This window comes from Acetobacter sacchari, assembly GCF_017377715.1.
GTDB classification, from domain to species: Bacteria; Pseudomonadota; Alphaproteobacteria; order Acetobacterales; family Acetobacteraceae; genus Acetobacter; species Acetobacter sacchari.
This window is the reverse complement of record NZ_JAFVMF010000010.1, coordinates 109,661-135,074: the sequence shown is the minus strand read 5'-3', so window position 1 is coordinate 135,074 and position 25,414 is coordinate 109,661. Positions and strand designations below refer to the sequence as shown.

Genomic DNA, 25,414 nt, shown 5'->3' with positions numbered 1-25,414 from the left:
CAGGGCGAGAGCGGTAGTCAACCCTGTGGGGTCCGGACGCTTACTCTTTTTCTTATTTTCCTCATTTTCTCTTCGATCTTTGCCAAACTGGACCGTCAAGCCGCTTGAGGAATATTCGGTCGCGCAGGACACAGCGCCGTTTTTCCGGTGCGCTCGCCCTGTGGCCTTGTGGCCCTGACCTTCAGAGGAGCCCGAGTTGCTCGGCCTTCCGGGCCTGACTGGCGCGCGCGGCGGTCTGCGTCGCGGCCTCGCCGTATTTCGCCTGAAGGCGCGCGAGCTGCGCCAGCTCGTCGCGCTCGCTTTCCACGCGCATGGCGGCGCGATAGGCCGGAATCAGCTTCTGCTCGCAGATACGCGCTTTTATTTCGCGCTCGACGTCGCACCAGGTATGGCCGGGCTGACCCCAGCACGGAGCCGTCGCGATCTGTTCGAGGAACGCCACGCGACGGGCGGTTGTGGAAAGTTGAACCTGCCAGAAGCCATTTTTGTCACAGTGGGCGATATTCCCGAACATATTCGAAAGTCGGGAATACAGCTTTTCGGTGAACGCGCTTTCCGGCATCCCCCGCGCTATGAAGGAGAGGATGGCGTCGCCCATGCGCGCCTTGTCCTCTGCGCTGTCCCATTTCGTGGCGGTAAGCCCGGCGGCCGCAAGAGGCGGCCTGCGCAGGGTGGGACACTCGATGGAGGCGGTCATGCCGCACGCGCGACGTTCGTGGCCTCAGCCAGGATGGACCTGTTGCGGCGATAGAACCGGGTTACATCAGGAAGCGTGGGATAGCGCGCCTCAGGCGCCGCCCCCTCCTCGACCATGTGCTGCAGATGATTAACGGTGAGCGTCCTGCGCAGACCGTTGGTCAGGCTGCGCAGGACAGCGAGATCCGAGCGGCCGGATATGAACACGTTCTCCCAATGTCCGGTGCGAGGATTGCGCCGTGCGGCGGTGTATTCCCCGTTGAGAAACGCCTCGAGGATCCACGGACGCGTCGATTTGCGGCAGTGGTGAATATGAAAGATCGTCCCTGCGGCGATCGTGCCGACGCGCAACGGATTGTCGCCGCCCTGAAACGGCGACGTATAATATTGACGGAACATCGGTTCCTCCTGAGGCGGGCTTGCGAAAGAGAGAGGCGTCAGGCCTGAAGCGCCGCCTGCGCCTCGTCGAACTCGTGCGCCTCGAAGATTTTCGCCCAGCGCTTCAGCCTGAAGCCGCCTCGCGCGTGTTCCGCGTCATAGCCGCGCGGTTTGCGGTCTCCGCGCGCGATGGCGACGGACATTCCGAAAGAGCGTCCGGGGTGGGCGGCGGCTATCGACTCTCCGAACCGCCTCACGGCGGCGGCGACCTCGTCGGTCTTCCTGATCTCGACGGTCGCGGCCTCGCCAATGCGCTGGAACGGGCTCGACGTGAACGTGACGGATTCGCCTCGCTTCCTGCCGATTTCCGGAAAGGCGTTCAGAATCAGACGTGGCATGGGGTTTTTCCTTCTGTATTCGGAGTGGGCGTGTCGGATGTCAGGCCGCGAGCGCTGCGGGCTCATCCGGGCAGGCCGTGCCGTCGCGGAGCGACAGGACGTAATCGGCGGCCTGCGATGCGAGGCGCGCGGCGGTAAAGATTGCCTTCCGATCTGACTTCATGGTATTCAACCACGATCCAATGTAATCGGCGTGCCGCAAAGTCGGAGAAATACCCAGTTCAGCCGCGAGAAACGCCGATTCGATTTCTGCAATCAATTCTTCTGCAGAGTATCTACTGTCACCAAAGCGACCTTTAAGGTCTCTGTTCAGTATTTTTTCTGAACCTGACCAGTGAATTGTTTCGTGAAACGCTACTGAATACCAGTCCGTCTGCTCGGCGAAGGCGTGTTTGGGCGGCATCGCGATGAAATCGGGCTTCGGCGCATAGAACGCCTTGTCGCCGCCAATCCGGATATCAGCCCGCGTTGCGCTCAAAAGAGCGTCGCCCGCCGGGATCGCCTCACGTTCGGGCAACAGCGCGGCCGGAGCGGTGAAGGCGTCGGGCAGGCCGTCGCACTGCTCCACATTGAACACGGTGAAGCGCTTCAGGAACGGAACCGTGCGGGCGTCCGGATCCTCGCTCTTCCCGCCAGGCGTGAACCGGTCCGCGTAGCAAACCGTTGTCCCGCGTTCGCCCTTGCGGACAGCGCCGCCCGCGCCGATCGCCTGCCTGAACGTCAGCCAGCGCTGGCTGCGAAACCCCGCCATATGCTGAGCGACCCACAGCAAAATGACGTTGACGCCGGAGTATTTCCGGCCGGTCGTGATGTTGCGCGGCATGGTCGCGCCGCACGCGTCTGCGCTCCACGGCTGGACCCACGGGACAATCCCGCCTTCGAGATCGCGGATGATCCGGTCGGTCACTTCCTGATAGAGGTCGGCGCGTGGCGATGCGGGCATGAGAGCCTCCAGAAATGCAAAAACCGCCTTGCGGCGGCTCTGTGGTGTCAGTCAGTCTTCCGATTACGGTTGGTAGACGGTCGGTTTACCGTAAACCCATCCGGCTCTAACCGAGCCCGGCCTGCGTCAGCACATCGGGCAACAGGAAGTCGGGGCCGACCACGACCAGCAGCGCGACCACCATGAATATGAGTCCCGCGACACCGACTTTGGCGAGTTCGACAAGGAGCGGCGAGGGTTTGCGAACGATGGACATCTGAGGATCCTTTCTCCTTTTGATGTCATCCCCCGGCCGGGACGCCGGGACGGGGGCAAGGGCGGCGCGGCACGCGCCGGGAGCGGACCCACGCGCAGGCCGCGCAGCGGGCGAGCATGGGGAGCACCCACCCCTTGCCGCCGGCGCGGCGTTCTGGCGGGCGCTTCTCCGTGTTCCTATTTCCTGTAGATCGTGTCCCCGCCAGCGTCCGTCACAGCGTTGATTTCAGTCGCAGTGATCTTGCGGGCCACGACGTCGAACGTTACCGTCTTGCGGCCTCCCTTGCGGCTTTCCCCAGCGCTATGGTCAATCTCGACAAGCTGCATCGCCATCTCCTCGACGGCGTCCTTCAGCGTCTTGTCGTCAACGCGCGGCTCGGTCTGGTCCCATTGCGCCGTGAGCACGGAGACAGTCCCTGTCAGAGCGGCGTCCCCGGGCTCGATCGTGCAGTCTTCGACTGCGCCGGAATCGCCGCTCCCGCAGTATGTGACCGAGACTTTCGCGACGCCCCTCGCCTGCAAGGCTACGAACAGGGTCTCCCGGTTATGCGCGAAGCTCTGCTTCTCCTGCGCTTCGTAAAAGGCCCTGATGATGTCGTATTTATTGGTTTTCGGTGTCGTCGTCATGGATCGCCTCCCCGGCCATATCGCGCCGGTCTTTCATTTTGCGGGTGACGGTCTGGACGGGATCATCTATGCTCTGGGCACGGCTTTCCCCGAAATCTGGCGTGTGTGTCCAAAATGGCCACAGTATCGCTCGCGATCTTCCGTCAGTTCTGATCGCCTGAAGATCCGCCGCTGCGCAGGTGGCGTCGCGGGGCAAGGGCGGCGCGAAGCGCCGGGAGCAACGCGACGGACCCTTGCGGCGCGGCGACGTCCTGCGCCAGCGCTTTCGTCGTCAGCCTTTGCGCGCTTTTCTCTTGGGCGCTGGTTTCGGTCTGGATGTAGCAAGACGCGGAACCGCGATCCCATCCGGAGTGAGGTCTATCCACAGCTTTCCGTCACGGGTCGCTTCAAGCCCCAGAAGCACGTGCTCTAAGTTGATGAACTCGACACCATCGTCCCCGCCGAAGCTCTCACGCTTTATCTCGTCAAACGTGAGAGGGTTTTCTTCCGGGTTCGCGCCGTCCGCGTAAGCGACTACCTGTTTCCCATCGTCCGTCATGAGGGCTGGAAGGCCATTGCTCACGAAATAGACGCCTTCGTCGCCGACCAGCCACAATCCGGCGGGTATCTTCGTCTGGTCGATATCGTCTGCTTCGGGAAAAGGCCGTTCAGGCGCGCCGGGCTCGCGATACTTGCGTTCAAGAGACTGGCCGAAGGTCGGCTTGCGCCGGCTCGCGGCGATCGAGTGATCAAGCAGCCTTGAGACAAGAGAATGATTGAAATACAGTTTCATGGTCGTGACTTTCCGTTTTTGATTGAAGACGCGCGCGTTCAGCCGAACACGCGGCTGGGGGGCGCTCCGGTCCTGACGCGGGCTCCCTGAGGGACCGGGCGCGTGAAGAGCGGCAGGGGTTTGTCATGGCGGCGGTCCCAGCTCAGCCCCTCGCAAGGCTCCAGAAGCCCCGCGCGCGTGGCGTCCTGATCGCGCTGGTGGCAGGCGCGCTCATTGCCGCCGCCAGGACGCTCGCAGGGAGACGCCGTGTCGGCGCCACAGCCGCGACATGGCAGCGCATAGGCCGGATCTCCGTCGTCCCATTCATGATGGCATCGACGGCATGAGACGGCGGCGCTCGTGCAGGCCCAGCGCACAGGCGGCGTTGGGCGAGCGGATGAAAGCGTGAGTCTGGCGGCCATGAGCATTCTCCTCCTGAATGCTTCGGGCTCGGCCGGGCGGCGGACGCCGGGTCAAAAGCGGCGCACAGCGCCGGGAGCGGAGCCGCCCGCAGGCCGCGCAGCGGGCGAGAACGGCGAGCACCTGCCTTTTAACGCGGGGGCCGCTGTCTGGCCTTGTGCTCCTTCGACGGGATCAGGATCCTTCGAAAGGAAACCCGGCTTCCTCCAGCGCTTCGCGCGCGGCGTCGCGTGGAGGAACCTCGTCGTCGTAGGCGTCCCGCCATCCGCGATCAGGCAGGTCGAAGACGCCGGCGCCCGCGCAGCGGGCGATCCACGCGTCGACCACGCGCATGTAGCCGTGAAATCCGAGATGCCCTGCTGTGTAGCTGGCCATTGTCGGATCGCTGTCCTTCCGCTCGATCGGCTCGCGACCGTCGAGCTGGAAGGGGAACGTCTCGCTCCCCCACGAGGCGACGCCCATCAGCGCACCGCCACGACTTCGAAGTGGTCGCGCATGAACTGCTCCGGGCTCTGTTGTTCAGGCTCGCCCGCGAGTTCGACGTCGCCGTCGTCAGGATTTTCGTCGATCTCGACGCCTTCGCCATCCTCTTCCGCGTCGAGCGGCGCGTCCGCATCGTCGTCACCCTCGTCGTCTTCAGCATACGATGCGCGGCGTGCGTCGCCGGCGGCGAGGCGTTGGGCGGCGCGTTCGCCATCTGTCTTCCACTTGGCGAGGCCCGCGTCGAAGGCGGCGGCGGGATGGACCCAGCGTCCTTCTCCGGTTTTCTCGATCAGGGCGGCGCGCATGAGCTTGCCCGTAGCCTGCGCCTCGAGTCCTTCCGCCTCCACCGCTTTGGCGATGCCCTGCTTGCTGAACGTCTTGAGGAAGTCCTCGAACGCCATGTTCGGAAGATGCGCCTCGGCGTTGAACAGCAATCCCATAACTCTTGCGGGCTGACCGCTCCCGGCGCCGTAGGCCTCGCTGCAATTCGCGACGGCTTTCAGGACCGCCACCGCATTTTCACGAATGGCCTGCTCGTCGCGCACGAGATAACCCTCGGGAAAGAGCGTGTGCGCGACCTGTTCGGCGACGCGCCCGTAGCTGTTGCTGATGCTGATGTTGTCCCCCGCGAAGGCGAGGATCAGGCCCGCGACCAGAGTCCACGGATCGACAGTCTCGCGCGCCGCGTCCAGCGCTCCGTGCAAAGCCTGCGTGCGCATGTCGCCGATCAGGCCGACGCCCGTTTTGGAGATATCCGCCCGCGCCGCCGGGGCCGGGAGCGGCGCCGTGAAGGTGTCGAGGTCGCCGGATTGATCGCCGTCCGCGGCGCGCCGGGCGCTCTTGTCGACCCGAATTTTGGTCTCCACGATTGCAAGCGTCTCGTCGTTCAGCGCGTAGCCGACCGTATCGTCGGGCTGCGGCTCTTCGTAGCCCCACAGCCGTTTGTAGCCGGGCGGGACCACGGCCGCGCCGTGCTCGTTGCATGTCATGAAAACGCCGCCCTCGGGCAGGCAATGGGCCAGCCAATGCTCCTGCGCGGCCCGGAAGGCGATGGCGTCCTCTGTATAGCGGTTGTCCTTGCCTCCTTCGCCGAACAGATCCTCCTGCCACACCAGCCCGCACAGCTTCGCAATCGCGTCGTCGAAGCGCGCGTTCGCCGGAAAGTAGCGGTTTTGGGAAAGATGATACGCAAGATCGCGCCAGAAGCTGTCGTCTTCGGCGAGCGTTTCCAGCGTCATCACGTAGAACGCTGCATCTGCGTCGCCCTCGACGCATTCGGCGAACATCTCGCGCCACGCGTTTTCCTGCTCGCCGAGCGAGGCGGATGCGATCGTCCTGAGCGAGCGGGCGTCCGGGCCGATGCCCTTCTCAATGGCGTCCAGAATGGGCGGGTGCAGCTTCGCCAGCAGGGCGAGCCGCTTCAGGTAAGCAGGCGTCACCATCAGCGTCTTGCAAACCTGCGCCTCGGAGTATTTATACTCTTCGCGCAGCCGCACCGCATAGCGCCACATATCGGGTTCGCTCATCGCAACGCGGACGATATTCTCCGATCCGGACGCGAGATTATCGAGTTTCACGTCGGCGCTCGTGACCAGGACGTCGATCTCTTTCAGCTTCGCCATAATCGCGCCGCGCGTGCGTCGATGCCCGAAAATGATCACGAGACGGCCGTCCTCCATCTCGCGAACTACGGGCGGCTGAAGAACCCCGAGGGCCTTGATGTTGAGCGCAATGCGCTGGTCCTCTTCCGGGCTGACCTCGAACCGGCGCGGATTTTCCGGGTTGGGATGCAGGGTTTTGGGATCGACGCGACGCAATTCCATGGTTCTCTCCTGTGTTGTGTGAGGCGAAATCGGCTCTTTTCTGAATTCTTCGCCTTCCTGATTCCGGCGGTCAGGGCGTTCGGACCGGGTCAAGCGCGGCGCAGCGCGCCGGGAGCGGACCCACGCGCAGACCGCGCAGCGGGCGAGCATGGGGAGCACCAGCCGCTGGACGCGGGCCGGGCGCTCTGGCAGCCCTGCCCTGCGCGTCTCGCTGTCAGGGATGGAGCGGGACGTCGACGCTGGCGGCGATCGCTATGGGACGGACCCAGATCGGTTCGGCGCTGAGCATGAAGCTCTCGCCGCTCCACGCCGCGAGGAGCGTGCGGCCCATCGTCTCCGCCACCGCGCGCGCGGCGTCAGGCGGCACGGCGTTGCCTATGCGCTCGCGCCACGCCGCGTCGTTGAGACCGTCCAGCTCCATCTGCTCCTCGGGGTCGAAAAGCGACTGGAGCACGGCAAGCTCCGCTGTCGTGAACGGGCGGTGCCAGGTTCCGTCGAGCGACCGGATCACTGCCACCAGCTTCTCCGCCGCGTCGGGAAGCGTCTCGCGCGGATCTGCGACGGCCCATCGTCCGTTGTCGTGACCTGCGGCCGCGCTCACCGCGCCCGTCGCCTCTTCCCATCCGACGACGCCGTAATGGCCTGCGGTCAGATAATTATCGCCCTTGCTCCGTGCGAGACCGGGGCGAGGATCGGCGACGCTGATCGCGCCGTCGCTCGTCTGCTGGCGCCCGATGATGGTCGGCGACGCCGCGTCCCAGGCGATGACGCGATAGATGTTCGCGAACTGGCGGCTGTTCTGCGGGCGTGGGTCGGCGACTGCGTGCGGCCCGCCTCCCACCAGCATCTTGCCGGTGACGACGGGCGCAGGATCATCCCAGCGACGCACGCCATGCTGCACGGAGCGCTCATGCCCGTCGATGCGGGGATCCGCCACGCTGAACGCCCCGTTTGACGCCGTGGAGCGACCGGCCACCACGCCGCTGGGCTCGTCCCATGGGATCACGCCGAGGGGGCCGCCGCGCCACCCCGCGTCCTCGGTCAGGGCGAAATCTCTCAAAAACCCGTCCTGCACCGCGAGGCGCTGGAGAGATCGCCAGTCGCGACCCGCTTCCACAAAAGCGAGCCGCACCCATGTCTGCCATTGCAGGCGCGGAATCCGGTGCATCGGCCCTGCCCGCTCATCCCCCGGAAGCGGCATCCGCCCAAGGACGTCGCCGACGCCGTGAACCGGACGTTTCGGCGGCTCCCACAAGAAGGGCTTCACCTTGGCCGCATGACGCGCGACCAGGAGGAACCGCTTGCGGCGCTGCGACAGCCCGCCCAGCTCCCCGCAATCATGCGTGGTCTCCGCGACGGCATAGCCATAGGACCGCAACAGGGCGACGATCTGATCGAGCAGGTGACGCCCGCGATTGGCGATGCGCGGCACGTTCTCGAAGAGAATGAACTCGATCGGATCGTCGCGGTAGGCTTCGAGCGCAAGCCAGATCCCGCGCAAGGTGAGACGGTTGAGCGCCTGATACTTCGGCGTGCGGCTTGTCGATTCTGACAAAAGGCCGGAAAACCCCTTGCACGGCGCGGACAGAAACAGGATATGCGGCCTGCGCCAGCCAAACGCCGCGTGAATGTCGGCCACTGTGGCCTCACGCCAGTCGGCGTCCGGCTCGCGGCCGTGGAAATCACGGTACTGGGATCTGTCGAACAGATCGAGCACGGTCCCCGCGACGCCAGTCAGCCGCTCAAAATCCCGGATAGCGGGCGCATCGACGTCAATGCCGCCGAGGCACTCGAAATCGGCAGTGAGAGAACCGTGTCGCGCCTTTGCGGCGTTGAACCCTTTCGCGCCGCCGCCAAGACCGCAAAACAGGTGCCCGTGCAGAATCGTATGATGCAATCCCGTGTCCAGCATTTGATTTTCTTCCCTTTTCACCTTCGGGCGGTCAGGGCGTCGGGACCGGGTCAAGTGCGGCGCGACGCGCCGGGAGCGGACCCACGCGCAGGCCGCGCAGCGGGCGAGCATGGGGAGCACCAGCCGCTTGACGCGGGCCGGACGGTCTGGCGCTTCCCCTGCTCCATTCTGCTATGCGGCCTGGTCGTGGTTCCCGGCGGCGGCGTTGTCGTTTTCAGGCGCATCCGCCGGCTTTTCGAGATCAGCCTCCAGCTCGGCGAGCGCCTGACGCTTTTCATCGAGCGCGGCCTGTTCTGCGAATGCTGCGCCCAGACGCGCTTCATAGGCGGGCAAGCGTCGCTCGGCCTGATGTCGCGCAGCTACGGCGTCCTCAAGCTGCGCCTCAAGCTTCAACAACGCGTGCTCGATGCGTGAGACAAGTCCAAGGGGTTTCGTGGACTCGGTCGCTTCAAGCGCAACAGCGCCTGTGGAGAACCTGAGCGATAGCGCCGCCTCGAAAGTCGGCTTTTTATCGCCCCATCCAAATGAAAATCTCCCGGCAAGGCCGATCTCGAAGCCGCCGATCTCGCCGAGGATCCAGATGCCCTCTTCAGCTCGCTTCTCAGCCATCCCAAGCTGAGAGAGCAGATACGCGCCTGCTTTCACGCGCTCCGCAATTGCACCTTTGGACGTGCGCAACACAAACGCGTCGCCGTGCGTGTCAACGCGACGCGCGATGTCGCTCTCGAGGAGCGGGATTCTGCGCCCGATATCCGCAATGTCGCGTTCAAGATTTTGAATATTTCTCTTGACGGCGAACTGGTCGTCGTAGTGTGCTGCAGCGAGACGCTCAAGACGCGCGATATCGGCCTCCAGTCCGGCCTTTTGCATCAGACGGGCGTCGCCGGACGCCAGCGCCTTGGCCATCGCGAACTGATTGCCGTCGTCATTCACGTCTTCGAGGCGGCGTATCGTCGGATCGCCTGCTAAAGATAGTGAAATAAACCTGAGCTTTCTCTCAAGTAGACCCCACGACGTTGCGTCAACGGACCCTTCCTGCGCATAGGCGTAGAGATCGACCACGTCATGCTGGTTGCCCTGCCGAACGATCCGGCCCTCACGCTGGATGATGTCTGACACGAGCCATGGCACATCGAGATGATGCAGCGCTGCAAGGCGTTTTTGAGCATTCACGCCTGTTCCCATCGTCGGCGTGGATCCGATCAGAATCCGTTTGCGCCCCGCGTTCAGATCGTCGAACAGGCGGAGCTTCGCCGCAGACTTCTTGTAGTGCTGCATAAAAGCGATTTCGTCGCGCGGAACGCCCATCGCAACAAGGCGGTCGCGGATCTCAAGATATGCTGAAAACCCGCGTCTGCTTTCGTCGGCGGCGGAAAGCGTCCCAAGATCGGAAAACACCATCTGCACCGCGCCAGGCAGTTCATCCTCACGGCCCGTCTCAGGGTTCGTGAACCGGCTCGCGGACGTCTCACGGTAGATGCGCGCCACGTTGTTGATCAGGAGATCGAGCTTGCTTGGCCGCTCTTCGCCGCCTGCGGACATGCCGACGAAGCGCAGGTCAATCGCGGCGTGGCGCGCGTCGTTGATCACGCTGAGCAGGATGTCGTCGCCCTTTTGCGGCTTCGCCCTTCGCCCCTCAATAATCCTGATCCGCTCCGCCAGCGTCTTCTGATAGGCCTTGAAATTGTCGTTCGAAGGGGCGACGACGATCTGACGGGTTCCGCCCCTGATTGCGGGCAGTTTGACGTAATCGCGCAGATCGTCCTGCTGCACCACGTCGGCGAAGTCGCGATACATCGCCATCAGGTCGGCGACATTGACGAATTCCGTGAATCGCGTCACGGGCTTGTAAGCGCCGCCGGGCTGTAGCTCCAGTTCGGTTCGGGTTTCGCCGAAATTCGCCGCCCACGCGTCGAACTCGTGCAAATGACGCTGACGCAGAGCCGATATTTTCATGAAGCGGCCAACGTTCCAGAGCTCGGCTATAGTATTTGTGATCGGCGATCCTGACGCCATCACCAGTGGGCGGTTCGTGACCTTCTCCGCCAGATACTGCGTCTTGACGAACAGATCCCATGCGCGCTGCGAGCCGTTCGGATCGACGCCCTTGAGGTCCGCCTGATTGGTCGCGTAAGAGAGCTTGCGGAACTGCTGCGCCTCGTCGACCAGAATCTGATCCACGCCAAGTTCGCCGATATGCAGAAGATCGTCCTTGCGCGCGTCGAGCCCTTCAAGCTTTCCCTTCATCGCCTCCTTCATGCGCTCGATGCGCTTGCGCGAGAGACGATCGTCACCCGAGACCTGCCCGAGGAGGTCGTCATACGAGGCGATCTGCTCGGAGATCATCTCGCGCTCGAACTCGGCTGGCGTTGCGATGAACTTGAAGGCGTCGTGCGTGATGATGATGGCGTCCCAGTTGCCTGTGGCGGCCCGCGCGAGGAACCGCTGGCGCTTCGCCTTGACGAAATTCGTCTCGTCGGCGACCAGAATCCGCGCCGTGGGATAGAGCATCAGGAACTCGCGGGAGATCTGCGCAAGACAGTGGCCTGGCACGGTGATCATCGCCTTGGAGATCAGGCCGAGACGTTTCTGCTCCATGACGGCGGCGCACATGGAGAAGGTCTTTCCGGAACCTACGGCGTGCGCCATGTAGGTGTTGCCGGTGGCGATGATCCGCCAGACGACGCGCTTCTGGTGGCCGCGCAGCGTGATGGCCGTGCTGGCGCCGGGCAGGCGAAGATGAGACCCGTCGAACTTGCGCGATACGAGGTTGTTGTAGGTCTCGTTGTAGAGTTTGAGCAGGCGGTCGGCGCGGTCGGCGTCACGCCACACCCAGTTTGAGAACGCGCTCTTGATCGCCGCCAGCTTCTCCTTTGCGGCCTCGGTCTCTTTTGTGTTGAGGACGCGAACCTCGTTTCCCTTCTCGTTGACGTCGGTATCCCAGATTTTCGGGATCGCCTGCGTGAGCGCGTCCTCAAGCAGTTCGCCTGCGTGGCGCCGCTGGGTGCCCCAGACCGACGTCGCTTCGGCCTTTCCCGCGAAAGCGGTCTTGTCGAGGCTCCAGCAACCAATCTCCGGCATGTGGTGGATCCGGGTTTCTACGCCCATGATCTCGCTGGTGAACGCCATGACGTCGGACGTCGGAATCCAGGGGGCGCCCAGCCTTGCCGTCACATCCGACGGCCGCAGATCCGTGGGCTGGACGTCCTCAAGCGCACGCACACAGCGCTCGAAGCGTGGATCGCCGAGCGCCGCAGCTCGCGTCGCCGCGAGTTTCGTGCGCACCGCGCCGGAGAGCGCCTCGTCGGCCGGGATCCAGACGTCGCTTCCCTCCCCTGCCCGCTCCGGGTCGAGAAAGATGCTGTCGCCCAGCTCGGCGATCACGTCGGCCTCGCTGCGGCCCATCAGCTCCGCGATGAACGGGATGCGCACGCCGCCCGTCTCATGCAGACATACGGCGAGAGCGTCGTGCGCCGAATGGATCTCGGGCTCGCTCGGCGCATGAACCACGCGCTCCGAGAAGATCGGACCGGGATGGCCGAGGTCGCGCTCCTCGTCGTAATCCTCGATCGAGGACACCAGCCACACGTCGGGATCATCGTAGAACGGCTGGAGGTTCGGGCGACGCTGGCTCTCGGTCTCCTCTCCCGTCGCCGGGTTGACGCGTGTGGTGGTGAGGGTGTGGTTGATCGGCCCGAACTCGCGCCGGAACAGGTGATAGGCCCGCCTCAGATCCGCCTGCAGCTTGCCGTAAGGCAGGTTCTCCAACTGCGCGCGCAGGATCGAGCGGGCGGCGTCGCGGATGGGGATCAGTCCCTGCACGATGCGCGCGTGTTTCTGGTAAAGCCCGTCCTTCTGGTCGCCCTTGCGAATGGCGACCACAACGCCAGCGCCGTCGATGATCTGGTGCAGCACGCCCTTCACGGAGAAGTAGCTGCCCTCCTTGAGGTCTGCGCCGCTCGCCGCCGTGCCGACGCGCAGCCCGTCCGTCACGGGGCGGGTGATGCGCTGGTCGGCAGGCGCGGGCATACGAACGTCCGGCGCAATTCTCGCGAGCGCCGCCGGCAGATCGGTTTCGAGATCAGCGCCAGCGATCGCCGAACAGGTGTAATCCGGCCCGAACTGCGTCGTGGTCCAGTCGTGGGCGCCCAGAACTTGCGCGGAGTTCGCTGCGAAGTAGCTGTTGATGCGCAGCGGCCCCTCGCCCTGATCGGTGTCGGGAATGTCTGTGAGCGCGAGCCAGCCGTCGTCGCCGGGGAGGTCGCCGATCTCGCGCTTGCGGAACGCGAGGACGTCGATGACGACGTCGGTCCCGGCCTCGGCGCGCATCGTGCCCGCTGGCAGGCGCACGCCGCCGAGAAAATCCGCCGATTCCGCGATGTGGCGGCGCGCTGACGGGTCGCTCTTGTCCATCGTGTAGCGGGACGTGACGAACAGGGCGACGCCGCCCGGACGCAGGGCGTCGATCGAGCGGGCGATGAACCAGTCATGCAGGCTGAAGCCCCACAGATCGCGGCGTTCGGCGCTGTGGACGGTTCTGTTCGAGAACGGCGGATTGCCGATGGCGAGATCGTAGCCGGACGCGAGCCTGGCTTTGGTGAAATCCTCGTGGCGGATCCACTGGTTGGGATAAAGGCGCTGCGCGATGCGCGCGGAGATCGCGTCGAACTCGATTCCTGTGAAGGCGATGTCGCCTTCCAGCTTTTCCGGGCGGGCGGCAATGAACAGGCCTGTGCCGCAACCGGGCTCCAGCACGGACCCGCCTTTGAAGCCCCATGCGAGGGCCTTGTTCCAAAGCGCGCTGATCACGACCGCCGGGGTGTAATGGGCGTATTGCGTCGCGCGAGCCAGCGAGGCCCGCTCGGCGTCAGTGGTCGCCGCGTGCAGGGCTTCCCCGACATCCTTCCAGCCGGGACGAAACCCCTCCCCGGCCGTTGGAAACATAGTGTCGGCCAGCTCGCCCGCGCCGAAGGCCGTGAACAGGCTCAGAGCGGTCTGCTCGTCGGGCGCGGCGTTCCGCTCCTCGCTGTCGAGCGTTGCGAGAAGCCGGATAGCAGCGACGTTGTCCTGCGCCCGCTCCTTCCAGGTCTTTGCGAGTGCGCGTGCGCCGGACAGACGGAAATCGACGCGTGGAATGACGATTTGCCGGGGTGTCGCCGGCGCAGTCGCGAGAACGGGGGCTTCGACGTCGAGATCGTCCCAGAACAGGTCGCCCATGCCTCCTGCGAGGGCGGAGCTGCCGAACAGGCTCAACTGAGATCCAAGAGCGGACATTGCGTTGTCTCCGGACAAGCGCGTGCGCCCGGCGCTGCTTTCGCAGGCCGGGTGGCGCTGTGTGTGATGTGGTGAGATCGTCAGATCAGGAGGCGTGGCTCTTTCGGCTCTTCGCCTGTTTTTCTTCCTTGACCCTTTCTCCGCAACCGGGATGGCGTGTCAGGGGCAAAGGCGGCGCATCGCGCCGGGAGCGGACCAACCCGCAGGCCGCGCAGCGGGCGAGGACGTGGGAGCACCAACCCTTTGCGGCTGACGCGACGTTCTGGTGCGGAGTGTCGCCTTTGCCCTCTTGTCGCCTTTGCTTTTTTGCTTTTTTCTTCGCGTGGCGCAGCGCTTATGTCGGCCCGCTTTGCTCGCCATAAGCTCCAGCGAGCAGCTTCCAGCGGCGTTCGATGATCGGTCGATCCCATCGCTTTTGCAGAACCGCCCCGACAAGGTGGAGATTATCCATCGAGGCCCGATAGGGAATGCCACGATCGACCGCCTCGTGAAGCGTCCCGTCACGCGCAGTGTCGTAGACGAAATTCGCAGAAGGCGCATGTTCCAACCCGGCCCCTCGTGCTCCGATGAGATGTCACGAGACATCTGAACACGCCAAAATTAGGGAACTAGGCACGGAAAGTCGTCGGGGCAATCTGAAGGTCAGACCGGTTGCGAGAAACAAACGCTCAAATCTTTTACGCCGTAAAATTTTACGGCGTAAAAGACCACAAGAGCCATATTTCTATTTGTGGAAAACTCTCAGCTCTGCAAGAAATCGAAAAATCGATCTTGTGCGAGGTGATATGAGTAAGCAATCAATCGTTATGCTGTCTTCGCCAAAAGGTGGCGTGGGTAAGTCGAGCCTCTCAAGAAACATTCTGGTCCTAGCTGCTCGTGCTGGGAAAAGCGTTCTTGGATTGGATTTGGACAAACAAGCGACACTATCAACGTGGGCTGAAAGACGAGAGCGAGTCAGCGCTGCAATTCCTGACATAGTCCACATTCCAGTTCACAGGGCGGAACTGGACGATTGGCGATCCGCATTGAAAACCGTCAATGCTTCGAAGGCGGAGTTTGTGGTTATAGACACGCCTCCCAGTATCGAGTTGAACATGAACGCAATGTTGGGAGTCTGCGAAAAGGCTGACCTGATACTCGTCCCTTGCCAGCAGACGCAAGATGACCTGGATAGCGTCACGCCGTGGATGAAGCATCTAAAGGCCAGCGGGTCTAAAGCAGCCTTTATAATTAATAGGGCTAATATTCGAGCTAAGTCATTTTCGACAATTCGAGCGAAGCTCCTCGCTGCTGGGCATGTTTGTCCGGTTGAAATATCTCAGGCTGAAGAGATCCCTCTAGCTAGTGGCAAAGGCCTCGGCGTGATGGACCTGAGTCGCCCCAAGAGCGCTGAAACTTTTGAATCGCTTTGGCTGTATCTCCAACAGGAGTTAGGCCGATGAAAACTCCCTCACGTGCGCGGGGTGTGTCGCTTCGCAAACTCCATGACATCGAAGCGGACGATCTAGCAGTGTCCGATGTACGTCCGACGGAATTAGATGCTTTGACCGCAGTTCCCGAGGACGTTTTGCATATAATATCCGACGTGTTTTCTGGGACGAACGTCGCAGCTGACGCCTCGAAAGTGAAGGCGATATTGGACGCGCAACGCGCCGTTAAAGTAGCTTGGGAAAGGGCTGCACGCTCATTTTTAGAAATCGGTCGCGCCCTAAACTCTTTGGATGCACGGTTGATTTCACGGGAGGAGAAATTATCACTCAAAGCGGGTTTCGATAAACTTTTCCCTTTTTCCGAGCCGGTAGCGTCTCAGTTTCGGCGCGTGGCGGCAGCTGTCGATACAGGCAGGTTAGATGAAAGTTCTTTGCCTGGATCGTATAGCGCGGCGTATCAACTCAGCTTGCTTGAGCCAGACCAGCTCGACACGGCCCGTAAGCGTGGTCTTGTGGCACCAAACGCATCCCGCTCAGCTATTATTGCGTTTCGTAAGTCCGTAGATAAATCAACTACGGGCGTAGATTTTTCGGGTCTGATGGCTGAGGCACGCCGCCTAAAAGCGACTCGTCGGCGCATGCTCATCGAGTTACTTGCGATCAGGAAACGTGAGAGAGAAATCTCTGCAATCTTGAATGCTGATTGATGGGTGCTTGTACGTAAAACGTGATTGACTTGTGTGCATTTGGCGCGCGACCAAATGCACAGCGTGTCGGATTAGGTTTTAAGCTTTCTGCAATCTCCGTAGAAAAATCTGCGGGATGCGAGTTACCAGAATCCATTTGGACGTGGCGAGTCTTCTCGCACCGCAAGGCGAATTTTGGGAAATTTTGATTTTACCGCAAAAGTATTGGACGTGTGGCTGATCACTGTAACTCTTGGCGCAGCTATATTGGCAACGGTGAGCTAGCCTCTTTAAGGGTGGCTCGCGGTGTCAAACGAGAAGTGTCCAAAGTATGCCTTGATATATAGCTATCGATCCTGGTCTATCGTTAGTCTTTGAAGTTCCATCTATTCATGACTAATGCCCCGCGACTGCTTTGAATCAAAACTTCCCATCCTTCTTCGGCTTCTGGTCCGGTCGGGGCGCCGGATGGAGAGGTGCAACGCGCGTAAGCTTTGTGGGGAGCCAGACATTAAAACTGCTTCAATGCCAAAGGCGGTCGTAGCTTCGTGCGCTGGCGTCGTGTCGATGATCTGTGCGTGCTGAGGCGGCTCATCTTCATGAACTGTACCTGTTTACGTTGGCTGGATACCTCACAGAAGTATTGGCAGCACAAGGAATTTTACAATCGTTGGAAGCGTTGAAGCGTCGTGGGGATTTTTGTGATCATGATGGACTGCCTCGCGATTAAAAGGTCGGATCACCAGACTGTCATGATCAATGCGACGTATCTGAAGCCACAGCGCTTGGAGTTTTGCCTACAGTTGAGAATGCGAATTTAGGCCGCCTGTTCTGGTGCGCGAAGGTAGCATGCACACTAAACCGCATGCAGCGACAGACGATAATGGCCGACCGCCCAGCATCGTCATGGCGGCTTGTCAGATCACCGCATGTACGTGTGCTGTGCACCATCTAGATTGTCTTCATGTGGCAGAGTTGCTCCTAGTCGTCGCGATTATGACGCCGACCAGTTCAGGCACAGGCTGGTGGAGGAAGGGATTTGCCCGTTCATTCTGGGCCGAAGATCCTGCACGACGCCGGTCTGTTAATCCAAACGTAAATACCGGTGCCGCAGTCGTATCGAAACTATGTTGGCAGGTTCTTGGATCGGCTGCGGACCGACGCACGTTACGGCAGACACCCGACCGCCTTCTTTATCGCCACTTGCCTCTCCGCCATCATCATGAGTCGGCTACGAGTGCCGTACATAGGGCCACTCGCAGGTCGTGAGCGCAAACTTGTGGTCTAACGCTGTCTTCGATGCCATCGAGTATATCGTTCGTACCGCTTAACCAGATGAATGTAGTCTCATTGCTCAGAGGGAACAGTCTAGTCCCCACAGTGGTTGATATAGAGAGGGTGGTATGATGAGTGTAGGCAGCGCTTACGTTCTGCCTCTTGGTCCTGGCCAGGGCTTCTATGGGAGAAGACGGTAGGGGAGGGTGTATTTTTTGGCTTCAGGCACTTTGGACTTTAGCGACCTTCAGCGGACGACTTCGCTGGACATATGAGTCTAAGCGTTTTCGTGACCCTGATTGCTCACATCGGCATAAGGCCGACAATTGGAGCCATAGCGATGCTGGCGTTATGACCAAAGCATCAAAGTAGAACGACTCTGCGTGGGTTTAGCCGTGTTGCATCGAATTTGGCGAGCGGCTCGAAGATCGCGATTACCTACTGCGGGGCCGGGACTCTTTCTGCCTCGCGAATTTACCCGCGACACATCTCTCTGGCCCGCAATGGCTAAGTAACGGCTAGTTTGGACTTTAGCGACCCAAGCTTGGGAACTGTATGATTTTAGGGGAAATTGGCGCCCTAGAAGGATGAAGAATCATCCCTGCTGGTGTCAAATCCACAGCGGCGGCAGGATAAACCGCTAGAGCCAATTTCAGGTTGTCTACAAATTTGGCTTTGAAGTGCTTCATTTGAGCGACCCCTGTGCCAAATTGCGCCTTTAGGGCGACCCAAGAAATTGGGGTGGGGGCTTTTAACACGTGGAGTCTGTAAGAGAGCCAGCAATAAATATCCAGTGCCTGAGAGTGGCCGTTCAGGGCTCTTATAGCTGCTTCCTCAATTGGAACGGGATGCTTCAGAAGTTGTGAGTAGAAAACTTCTGATAGCATGACTTTTTCAAGAAATTGTGTCCGACCCGAATTATCGTCATCTATAAACATAGCATTATCGACAATATTTTGGTTTATAAGCCCTGTAGCGCCGCTAGACCGGAATTCGAAATTGATTCGACATCTGGAAATACGTTCGGCTTGTTCTCGGACATCGTGAACTGTCTTTCCGCCGACAGAAAGTCCCATTTTCTTAAGCCATTGATGTAGATTTTTTCCCAGCTCGACTTCACGGGAACTGGTTTTTATTGCCGCAGTTTGCAGATAAAGCATAATGAGGCGTGCCTTTGATCCGTAAGGAACGCCCACGAATATTGGTTGTCCTCCGGGGATACCTCTGCGTCCTGGCTCGACAACCATCATGGCTCGATCTGTTTCTACTTGCCAAGCTGCGTCGTCATCCAAGCGTCGGTGAGGGAGCCCGACATGGGTGAACCCGCTGTAGAGAAAGCCTATGCTGGCGTCCTCATTAGCCATATACCCTGCTGCGACTTCCACCACTTTGCGGTCGAAATCAAATGACAGAGCGCCTTGAGCCCCATTGGACTCGATGACTCGATGTATCTCACCCATGAAAGTCTTTATCGCGGCTTTTGGAGGGTTTGTCGATTTGGACTTTAGCGACCTTTGGCTATTAGAAATAATATTAGTAAATCTATATTAGGTTGTTCCTCTAAAGTCCTGTGGGCGAATCGGCTTTCTTCGCGTTCTAGACGCTAGAGTCCAAAGCTGTCGCCGCTAGAGTCCATTTCGGGCCCCTAAAATCCAGTGGATTAACGCTAAAGTCCTGTGTGGCGCCGCTAAAGTCCAGTTGAAAAATAGTGCCCCCAAAGTCCAAAGTCTGGTACCGAATCGGTAACTGGTCGCTAAAGTCCAAAAAGTGCTACCGATTCGGGTGTGACCCTTCAAGGGCCTCAAGCGGCGGCTTAAAACGTGCCCCCAAAGTTTACGCGTTACCGTTGAGATCGAGTAAGAACTGCTCCCCGTCTGGCGCCAGGATTGGTATCCGGCGACGTCAGCGAGTTAAAGTGCCTAGGGTCCTAGTTGAAAACTGGACTTAAGCGACCGCTGGCAGTTGGCGGCCAGCCGACGCTTCCTTATCCGATTTTCACGAAGAGCTGCGTTTCGGCTGAGATGGATGAACCTTGGCGTTGAAGTAGAATCGTCGTCATCAATCCAACAGGCTGCGAAGGAGATGCATTGAAAGGCCTCAGACAAGGTACTGCACAATTTCGGGGAGGTGCTGATGCGAGAGGTCTGTCTGCGCGGAGGCTGGTGTCAGCCGACGTCTTGAATGCAGGGCGGCGATGATTGCCGCGTCTATTTGAGAGACTTCGTGCGGCGTTTACCTGCGGGGGAAAAGAGCGCGAGGGAGAGCTCGCAAACGCCCGGCAGGCCGCAAATCGAGGCACCGGTTGCCGAACGGTTTGGGACTATTGACGGAGTGTGATGACGGAGATTCGAGCGGGCGCGCTCATGGCCCGGCACCGTGAGCTCTGGGTCGATGTCAGATCGGAGGACAGCAAATCGTCTATCGTCTCATGGCATCGGCGGAAGCCGCAGGCCTGTTCGATTGCTCGCAGGAGCATGGTCGTGGAAGGAGGGGGGCACGCCACAGTGTGTGGTCAACGCGGCCGTGAAAAATGGAGCGCGGTCGATAGCGGTTGCCCCAACAGATCGGGGACACGACTGTGGCAAGCTATCCAATCGCGGGTGAGAGGGCAGACCCAACCGGCCACGCGCAGAATGGAGTCATGATCGGGGGTAAGGTGCCGGGTGAAGATGGGCTCGTGATGGGCGATGCGATAGCGAAGCGTCCGAAGGTGATCCAGTTGCTGATGAGCCTGCTTCCGACTGAGGTGAGCGTGGGGAAACGTTTCAACGAGCTTCCATTGGAGATGAAGACAGTTATTGACGATTTGCATTATCATTACGGGGATTTATCTACCGCAACACCACGATTCTGGGGTGATGTAACTTCGGGAAACTGGTCTCAGGCGATTAATGAACTCCGTAACTTTGATGACGATTTTCCTACACGTCGGAATGCTGAAGCAGATGCGATTCAAAACGATATCAATTATGGGTTCCTAAAATGAGGGTGGCACTGTCGGCTTTAGCTCTTTCACTTGTCTTGTCGAGCGTCGCTCGTGCTAATGACAACAGCAGCGACATCGCAAAGTTGTTTTCCGAAATTGACTTGTCGAGTTTTGCAAGTTCTTTGGGACCAAAGCACCTTCCTTCGGGGACAACCTTGAAAGATCTTGGTTGGAGCATTCAAGACTCATCTAAGCAGTCTGCTACTTATGTCGCTGCAGATGGGGGGTGGTCATATGCCATAAGATTAATTCAAAAAGATAATAATAAAATCGTAGTTTGTTTCATCGACAAAGGTTTAAAAGATACCCACTATTTATCTAGCCGACTTGAACGGCTTCACGCCGTAACTGACAGCAAAGGACAACGTCGCTACGTTGCTGACGCTTTCAGAAGTCGGGAATTGTGCCCAGGACCTGGCAGATGAGACGGTATGATACGGCCGACCAGGCTCCTGCCAGGTGCAGAGCATCAAGCCTTCGGCTTCCTTTTCGACACAGGATGCCCGCGGGCTGCCGTCAGTTTGCGGCAGCGACGTAAAAAAATCCAAGCAAAATCAATTGGTTAGTAGTTTTTATCGCAACGCCTCCCTCGCTGACGACGCGAATAGCCCGCGGATGATGCAAGGGGCGGAATGCGAAAACGTCATGCGAGCGATGAATCTTTCATAAGTTATTGATATATAGTTATTTTGTATAAAATGGGTGTCGGTGTCCCTAATTCGTGCGACTGAAAATCGACACCTTTTCAATCTGTTAGGTCATTTCTGTTTGGCGGAGTGTTCCTTTGATCGTGCGAATCTCCCCTGGTTGATGCGACTGGCCAGCTTTCGCTGAGAGAAGGGGAGGCGGACGTTAACGGAGTTGTGGACGTCATCTAGGAGCGATAAACGCCTTTCTCGCTCCTAATCGAATTAGTTGCCATGAAACCATGCCCAGACTAGGATTCTGGAGGGCGTAAAGGGCGTTGGGGGAGTTGAGTGCACAATCAGGATGGGACTGATCTGACCGTGGCGAACGGCGGGGCGATGCCAGAGAAACGGCAGCAGTCGGGACTTTCCTTAGCGGATGAGGCTGCAGCACAGGCGGCGCTCGAGAAAGCGGATTCCTATGCGCGGTCGGCGGATGCGCCCGCGACGTTGCGCGCCTATCGGGCGGACTGGGAGGGTTTCGCCGTCTGGTGCGACAGATATGGTTTTCTTCCTGTTCCAGCGGAGCCCCGGGTGGTGGGGGCCTATCTCGCCAGCTTGGCGGAAACGCATGCGCCTGCCAGCCTGCGTCGGAAATTGTCGGCAATCGGCAAAATGCACAAATTCAACTCCTTGCCGTGGAACCCGGCGCATCGTGATATTCAGCAACCGCTGCGCGGTATTTTACGACGGCACGGGCGGCCAGTCCGCCAGGCTGCCCCACTTACGATGGATCTTCTAAAACAGCTTGTAGCAACCTGCGATTCTTCGGCGCGTGGGCGGCGAGACCGGTTGCTGTTGCTGCTGGGCTTCGCTGGCGCACTCCGGCGCTCGGAACTCGTCGGTCTGGACGTCAACGATGTCGCGAGGACCGCTGATGGCCTGACCGTGACGATACGACGCAGCAAGACGGATGCAGAAAGAGAGGGGGCCAAGGTCGGCATTCCACGTGGCCGTCATCCCCAGACCTGCCCCGTTCTTGCGTTCGATGCCTGGCAGGCTGTGGCGTTGCGAAACTCGGGACCTCTCTTTCGGCGGATCAGTGTTGCCGGCCGGATCGCGTCCGACGCTCTGCAGCCCTACGCCGTGCAGCGCATTCTTCTCCACCGAACGTCCCTTGCCGGCATTGAAATGAAAACACTCAGTCCTCACGCAATGAGGGTCGGCTTCATCACGGAAGCCTATAACCGGGGTGTAAGGGACGAAGATATCATGAAGCACACCCGCCATAAGGATCTCCGGACTATGCGCGGCTATGTGCGGCGCGCGGGCTTAATCACCGATAGTCCGGCTGGTCTTGTGGGGTTGTAGATGGAGATCCGCTTTCCCTGGGAACCACGGCCACCGCGGCCAAAGCCGGATCTCCTCAGTGAGGAGGGCGGGGATGAGCGGCGGCCGGCCCGTGGGCGAAGGCGACTGGACCGCTATAAAGAGTTGGCCAATTCAGACACGAGCTTTCTTTACGCTCACTTGACCGTGGCGGGCCCTGAGAGAGAGGCGGGAGAGTTTGAGCGCCGTGCCCGCGGCCCCGGAGTTATCCCCTGGTATTTCGATGGGGATGTTCTGGAAGAAGATATCTTTCTGATGGCGATACAGGCTCCAGATCGGTCGTTGACCGTCGAGGGGTGCCGCATTCTGGCTCATCAATTCCGGCTGCGGGCTGAAGAGCAGCACAGTCAGGTTCTGGCTTTGGCGGAAGCCGGCGATACACGGTGTCCTCTGGATCTGCATGCGTTGCTCCCTGTCCCCGAAAATCTGCTCCGCCGGGGGCAGAGTGACTCCCGTTCACGGGCGTGGCTGCGGGAACAGTGGGGCGTCGAAAATGCCTTGCGCAAGGTCGTTGTTCTCCCGGAAAAGAAAAGCCGATCGACGAAAAGTATAAAAAGTCGCGCACTGCAGTATGGTTTTTTTTCGGAAAAGTCGCTTCCCGAGCGCGCCGTGATGCGCCTGACGGAATTATGGCCTGCGTTGAACTTCACACTCGTAGAGTGCGAGGCCTTTTGAGCACTGAGGAGCCCGGTCCGGAGAGCGATGGTTCTCCGGACATCATGACATCCGAGTTCCAGGGGTCTCTTGCGCGTCTTGTGGCGCTTGCCCGGTCGCACCGGATCGACGTGGCGGCGCTTCCGCTCGATGAACTGATGACGCAACTGGAGCATGCGCTGGCGACGGAAATGAAGGTGTCTCTCAGCCGCTCTGGTGAATGGCTTATGCTGGGCGTTTGGCTGGTGTGGCTTCGTTCAATGCTTCTGGCTCCGCAGGACGGTAGCGTGTCGCCCGACGCCGTGGTGACGGCCGATGCGTTGCGTTCGCGCTGGGATGATCTTCAGGCGGGGAGGGCGCTTGCGGCGTGGCTGGAACGGCGACCGCGACTGGGAGCCGACGTCTTCACACGCGGACGTCCGGAAGAACGGCGCCTGTCGAACCCGGATGCCGAACCCAGGATTGATGTCATTGAATTTCTATGGGCGGCAATGCAACTGTTCGGACCTCCACCCGATCCAACGTTGTTTGAAAGTCATTATCGTCCGGCTTCGTTGCCGCTGTTCACGTTCAGCGAGGCCCGGGAGTGGGTGAGGGTGGCTCTGGACGCCGACGGCGCCCGCATCCGGCAATTTCACGATTTTCTGCCAGCGGTCGTTTCTCCCCCCGGGGACAAGGGTAGCGAAACATGGCTGCGTTCCCGATCGGCGGTCACCAGCACATTCAGCGCGTGTCTGGAGATGGCTAAAATGGGTGACATAGTCCTGTCACAGCCCGAACCCTGGCAGGAGATGACCGCCGAGAGAAGGGGGGCTGCCGACCGTTGATTTTGACTCAGAATATGAAACCCTTGCTCTGTAGGAGGGAGCAGAAATCAACAACGCTCTCATGGCCACGCTTTCTTTCGAAGCGCAGCCCTTTCTGCTTCTACAGCCCTACGCTGCGCGACACGTTGCTTGGCTTCCCTGATGATCTTTTCATTATCGCTCAGATGGGCGGACTTTTTTCGGGTTGGATGTTTTTTCTCAGAAGGCAGAGACCGGTCCTGGAATACCAATCCGGGAGAATTACTAAGCAAACCGTTTGGGTCGCTGAATCTCTCCTTGCGTGTCGACATCAGGCCTCGCTGTTGAGAGGCCATCATCATGAGCCACCAGCGTAAAGTTTGTCCCGGATGACCGCCCCATGCTTCCGCCCGTTTTCTAAGCCAGAGTTCCTTACGAAAGAAGTGTGGCCGAATCACGCGTTTCAGATCATACTGTGACAGGCGTCCTGCAGCCTCATATCCAAAAGCCAGATCGGCGGCTGGGCACAAGCCAGGGAGGAGCTTGCGGGCCAGAATGGCCACGTCAGTCATTCTTTCAAACCCGTCATTTGTCCTGCAGGCGGCCAAACTGTTCTCGTTGACGAGCGGAAGGCTGTCGGGCGGCATCCACTCCGCCTTCTTGAGGCTGTCTTCAATAAAGGCGTGTATAACCAGGATGATGTCGAGGAAAGTATCTTCAGAGATTTCGAGTCTGGGGAGCAAGTCACGATCTTTCCCGGTGAGAACCTCGATCAGCCGGTCTTCGAAATTACGCCCGATATTCGGTCTTACCGAGGCCCTTACTGTTGGATTGTCGTAAACTTCGCCGGGTTTCGGAAAATACCCTGCCTCAACCCGTGCGACGCACAAATCCTCAAGTTTATGGCTGCAGTGCAGGCAGGATAGATATCGGGTGTTATTTGGCGCAATTGCCATGTATCCGCGGGAGTTGCATCGCGGGCATCGATCATGGAGAAACACATCATGCTTTCGGCATCGCGTCACGCAGGCCAGCCACCAGTCAATACGATCATATGTGAAGCCAAGCGCCCCTTTGTCCTCGGTAACGCAATAGGGACACCAGGCCATTTCATTTCTCAACCAGAATTCCGGTTTGAGATTACATGCAATGTAAGGGTAGAAACCGCCAATCTGAAGACGAGTGATTCTCAGGTGCCGTTCCAACAGATTATTGAGATCTGTAGAAGGAATGAGTATGCGCCCGACACGTGAGAGCAGGAACATGTCAGACTCGGGATCGAGATACTCAATAAGGGAAGGGACACCGATACCGTAGCAACAGGACGTTCGTGTCAGCCAGGATAGTATCGTTTCTTCATGCTGGGGCGGTGGAATAACAGGCAAAGGTTGGCGAGCAACATTCTGCATTTTTTTCGCTGGCGCTGAAAAATCTTGTAAAGCATGTCCTCCATGACTGTATAAACTGTCGGACTCATGTAATTCGCTACTGAAAATCGGGAGTCGCAGGATGCCTGGGCCGACTGATTGTAAGGTCTCTGTTCTGCGAGTGGAAGAAAAACTCTGGCGGGAAGCGGTCGAACGGGCCGACATCATTCGATCGCTCTGGTTGTGTGAGGGTCGG

At 59.7% G+C, this 25,414-nt stretch carries 22 protein-coding genes; 7 read left to right on the top strand and 15 right to left on the bottom strand.

Translation table 11 applies throughout. The features are described 5' to 3' along the window. Positions 1-181 precede the first annotated feature (181 nt). The 13 genes from J2D73_RS10785 to J2D73_RS10725 all read right to left on the bottom strand — a co-directional run bounded on the left by J2D73_RS10785 (position 182) and on the right by J2D73_RS10725 (position 14,507). Entirely contained in the window at positions 182-697 is a 516-nt protein-coding gene (locus tag J2D73_RS10785) for a hypothetical protein (protein ID WP_207881552.1), read from the bottom strand. Continuing rightward, entirely contained in the window at positions 694-1,095 is a 402-nt protein-coding gene (locus tag J2D73_RS10780) for a hypothetical protein (protein ID WP_207881551.1), read from the bottom strand. Before J2D73_RS10780 ends, J2D73_RS10785 begins: the two co-directional genes overlap by 4 nt. A gap of 38 nt (positions 1,096-1,133) precedes the next feature. Then, on the bottom strand, positions 1,134-1,472 hold the full coding sequence (locus tag J2D73_RS10775) for a hypothetical protein (protein ID WP_207881550.1): 339 nt from the start codon (positions 1,470-1,472) through the stop codon (positions 1,134-1,136). A 40-nt stretch (positions 1,473-1,512) separates the two neighbouring features. Further along, complete coding sequence (locus J2D73_RS10770; RefSeq protein ID WP_207881549.1) at positions 1,513-2,415, bottom strand: ArdC family protein; 903 nt, start codon at positions 2,413-2,415, stop codon at positions 1,513-1,515. 106 nt (positions 2,416-2,521) lie between these two features. Then, positions 2,522-2,671, bottom strand: coding sequence for a hypothetical protein (locus J2D73_RS10765; protein ID WP_207881548.1), 150 nt, complete (start codon positions 2,669-2,671; stop codon positions 2,522-2,524). A gap of 176 nt (positions 2,672-2,847) precedes the next feature. Continuing rightward, positions 2,848-3,297 carry a DUF6878 family protein gene (locus J2D73_RS10760; RefSeq protein WP_207881547.1) on the bottom strand — a complete coding sequence of 150 codons (450 nt, stop codon included), beginning with the start codon at positions 3,295-3,297 and terminating at the stop codon, positions 2,848-2,850. Positions 3,298-3,568: 271 nt separating this feature from the next. Next, positions 3,569-4,069: a DUF3085 domain-containing protein gene (locus J2D73_RS10755; protein WP_207881546.1), complete on the bottom strand. Its 501-nt coding sequence runs from the start codon at positions 4,067-4,069 to the stop codon at positions 3,569-3,571. A 38-nt stretch (positions 4,070-4,107) separates the two neighbouring features. Continuing rightward, positions 4,108-4,470 carry a cytochrome c3 family protein gene (locus J2D73_RS10750; protein WP_207881626.1) on the bottom strand — a complete coding sequence of 121 codons (363 nt, stop codon included), beginning with the start codon at positions 4,468-4,470 and terminating at the stop codon, positions 4,108-4,110. A 172-nt stretch (positions 4,471-4,642) separates the two neighbouring features. Then, the gene (locus J2D73_RS10745; RefSeq protein ID WP_207881545.1) at positions 4,643-4,930 is read right to left on the bottom strand and encodes a hypothetical protein; all 288 of its coding nucleotides are present in this window, start codon (positions 4,928-4,930) and stop codon (positions 4,643-4,645) included. Beyond that, positions 4,930-6,774, bottom strand: a complete 1,845-nt coding sequence (locus J2D73_RS10740; protein WP_207881544.1) for a ParB/RepB/Spo0J family partition protein — start codon at positions 6,772-6,774, stop codon at positions 4,930-4,932. Before J2D73_RS10740 ends, J2D73_RS10745 begins: the two co-directional genes overlap by 1 nt. A gap of 214 nt (positions 6,775-6,988) precedes the next feature. After that, a complete protein-coding gene (locus J2D73_RS10735) occupies positions 6,989-8,686 on the bottom strand; it encodes a DNA cytosine methyltransferase (RefSeq protein ID WP_207881543.1) in 1,698 nt (565 codons plus the stop codon). A gap of 171 nt (positions 8,687-8,857) precedes the next feature. Continuing rightward, complete coding sequence (locus J2D73_RS10730; protein WP_207881542.1) at positions 8,858-13,960, bottom strand: lactate dehydrogenase; 5,103 nt, start codon at positions 13,958-13,960, stop codon at positions 8,858-8,860. Between the two features lie 334 nt (positions 13,961-14,294). Next, complete coding sequence (locus J2D73_RS10725) at positions 14,295-14,507, bottom strand: hypothetical protein (protein WP_207881541.1); 213 nt, start codon at positions 14,505-14,507, stop codon at positions 14,295-14,297. Positions 14,508-14,745: 238 nt separating this feature from the next. Here J2D73_RS10725 and J2D73_RS10720 point away from each other — a divergent pair, with 238 nt between their 5' ends. Continuing rightward, positions 14,746-15,402 carry a ParA family protein gene (locus J2D73_RS10720; RefSeq protein ID WP_243429854.1) on the top strand — a complete coding sequence of 219 codons (657 nt, stop codon included), beginning with the start codon at positions 14,746-14,748 and terminating at the stop codon, positions 15,400-15,402. After that, the gene (locus J2D73_RS10715) at positions 15,399-16,097 is read left to right on the top strand and encodes a hypothetical protein (protein ID WP_207881540.1); all 699 of its coding nucleotides are present in this window, start codon (positions 15,399-15,401) and stop codon (positions 16,095-16,097) included. The genes J2D73_RS10720 and J2D73_RS10715 overlap by 4 nt, the downstream gene beginning before the upstream one ends. Before the next feature lie 1,784 nt (positions 16,098-17,881). On the opposite strand, the gene J2D73_RS10710 is transcribed toward J2D73_RS10715, so the two are convergent. Continuing rightward, positions 17,882-18,811, bottom strand: coding sequence for a replication protein RepA (locus tag J2D73_RS10710; RefSeq protein ID WP_207881539.1), 930 nt, complete (start codon positions 18,809-18,811; stop codon positions 17,882-17,884). A 1,181-nt stretch (positions 18,812-19,992) separates the two neighbouring features. Between J2D73_RS10710 and J2D73_RS10705 the strand changes: the two genes are divergently transcribed. The 5 genes from J2D73_RS10705 to J2D73_RS10685 all read left to right on the top strand — a co-directional run bounded on the left by J2D73_RS10705 (position 19,993) and on the right by J2D73_RS10685 (position 23,833). After that, a complete protein-coding gene (locus J2D73_RS10705; protein WP_207881538.1) occupies positions 19,993-20,337 on the top strand; it encodes a pesticin C-terminus-like muramidase in 345 nt (114 codons plus the stop codon). Continuing rightward, entirely contained in the window at positions 20,334-20,762 is a 429-nt protein-coding gene (locus tag J2D73_RS10700) for a hypothetical protein (RefSeq protein ID WP_207881537.1), read from the top strand. The genes J2D73_RS10705 and J2D73_RS10700 overlap by 4 nt, the downstream gene beginning before the upstream one ends. 552 nt (positions 20,763-21,314) lie before the next feature. Then, on the top strand, positions 21,315-22,334 hold the full coding sequence (locus J2D73_RS10695) for a tyrosine-type recombinase/integrase (RefSeq protein ID WP_341535072.1): 1,020 nt from the start codon (positions 21,315-21,317) through the stop codon (positions 22,332-22,334). Positions 22,335-22,499: 165 nt separating this feature from the next. Next, positions 22,500-23,027: a hypothetical protein gene (locus tag J2D73_RS10690; RefSeq protein WP_207881536.1), complete on the top strand. Its 528-nt coding sequence runs from the start codon at positions 22,500-22,502 to the stop codon at positions 23,025-23,027. Further along, positions 23,024-23,833: a segregation and condensation protein A gene (locus J2D73_RS10685; protein WP_207881535.1), complete on the top strand. Its 810-nt coding sequence runs from the start codon at positions 23,024-23,026 to the stop codon at positions 23,831-23,833. The genes J2D73_RS10690 and J2D73_RS10685 overlap by 4 nt, the downstream gene beginning before the upstream one ends. 59 nt (positions 23,834-23,892) lie before the next feature. Here J2D73_RS10685 and J2D73_RS10680 read toward each other — a convergent pair whose 3' ends face one another. Further along, the gene (locus J2D73_RS10680; RefSeq protein ID WP_207881534.1) at positions 23,893-25,386 is read right to left on the bottom strand and encodes a TniQ family protein; all 1,494 of its coding nucleotides are present in this window, start codon (positions 25,384-25,386) and stop codon (positions 23,893-23,895) included. Positions 25,387-25,414 lie beyond the last annotated feature (28 nt).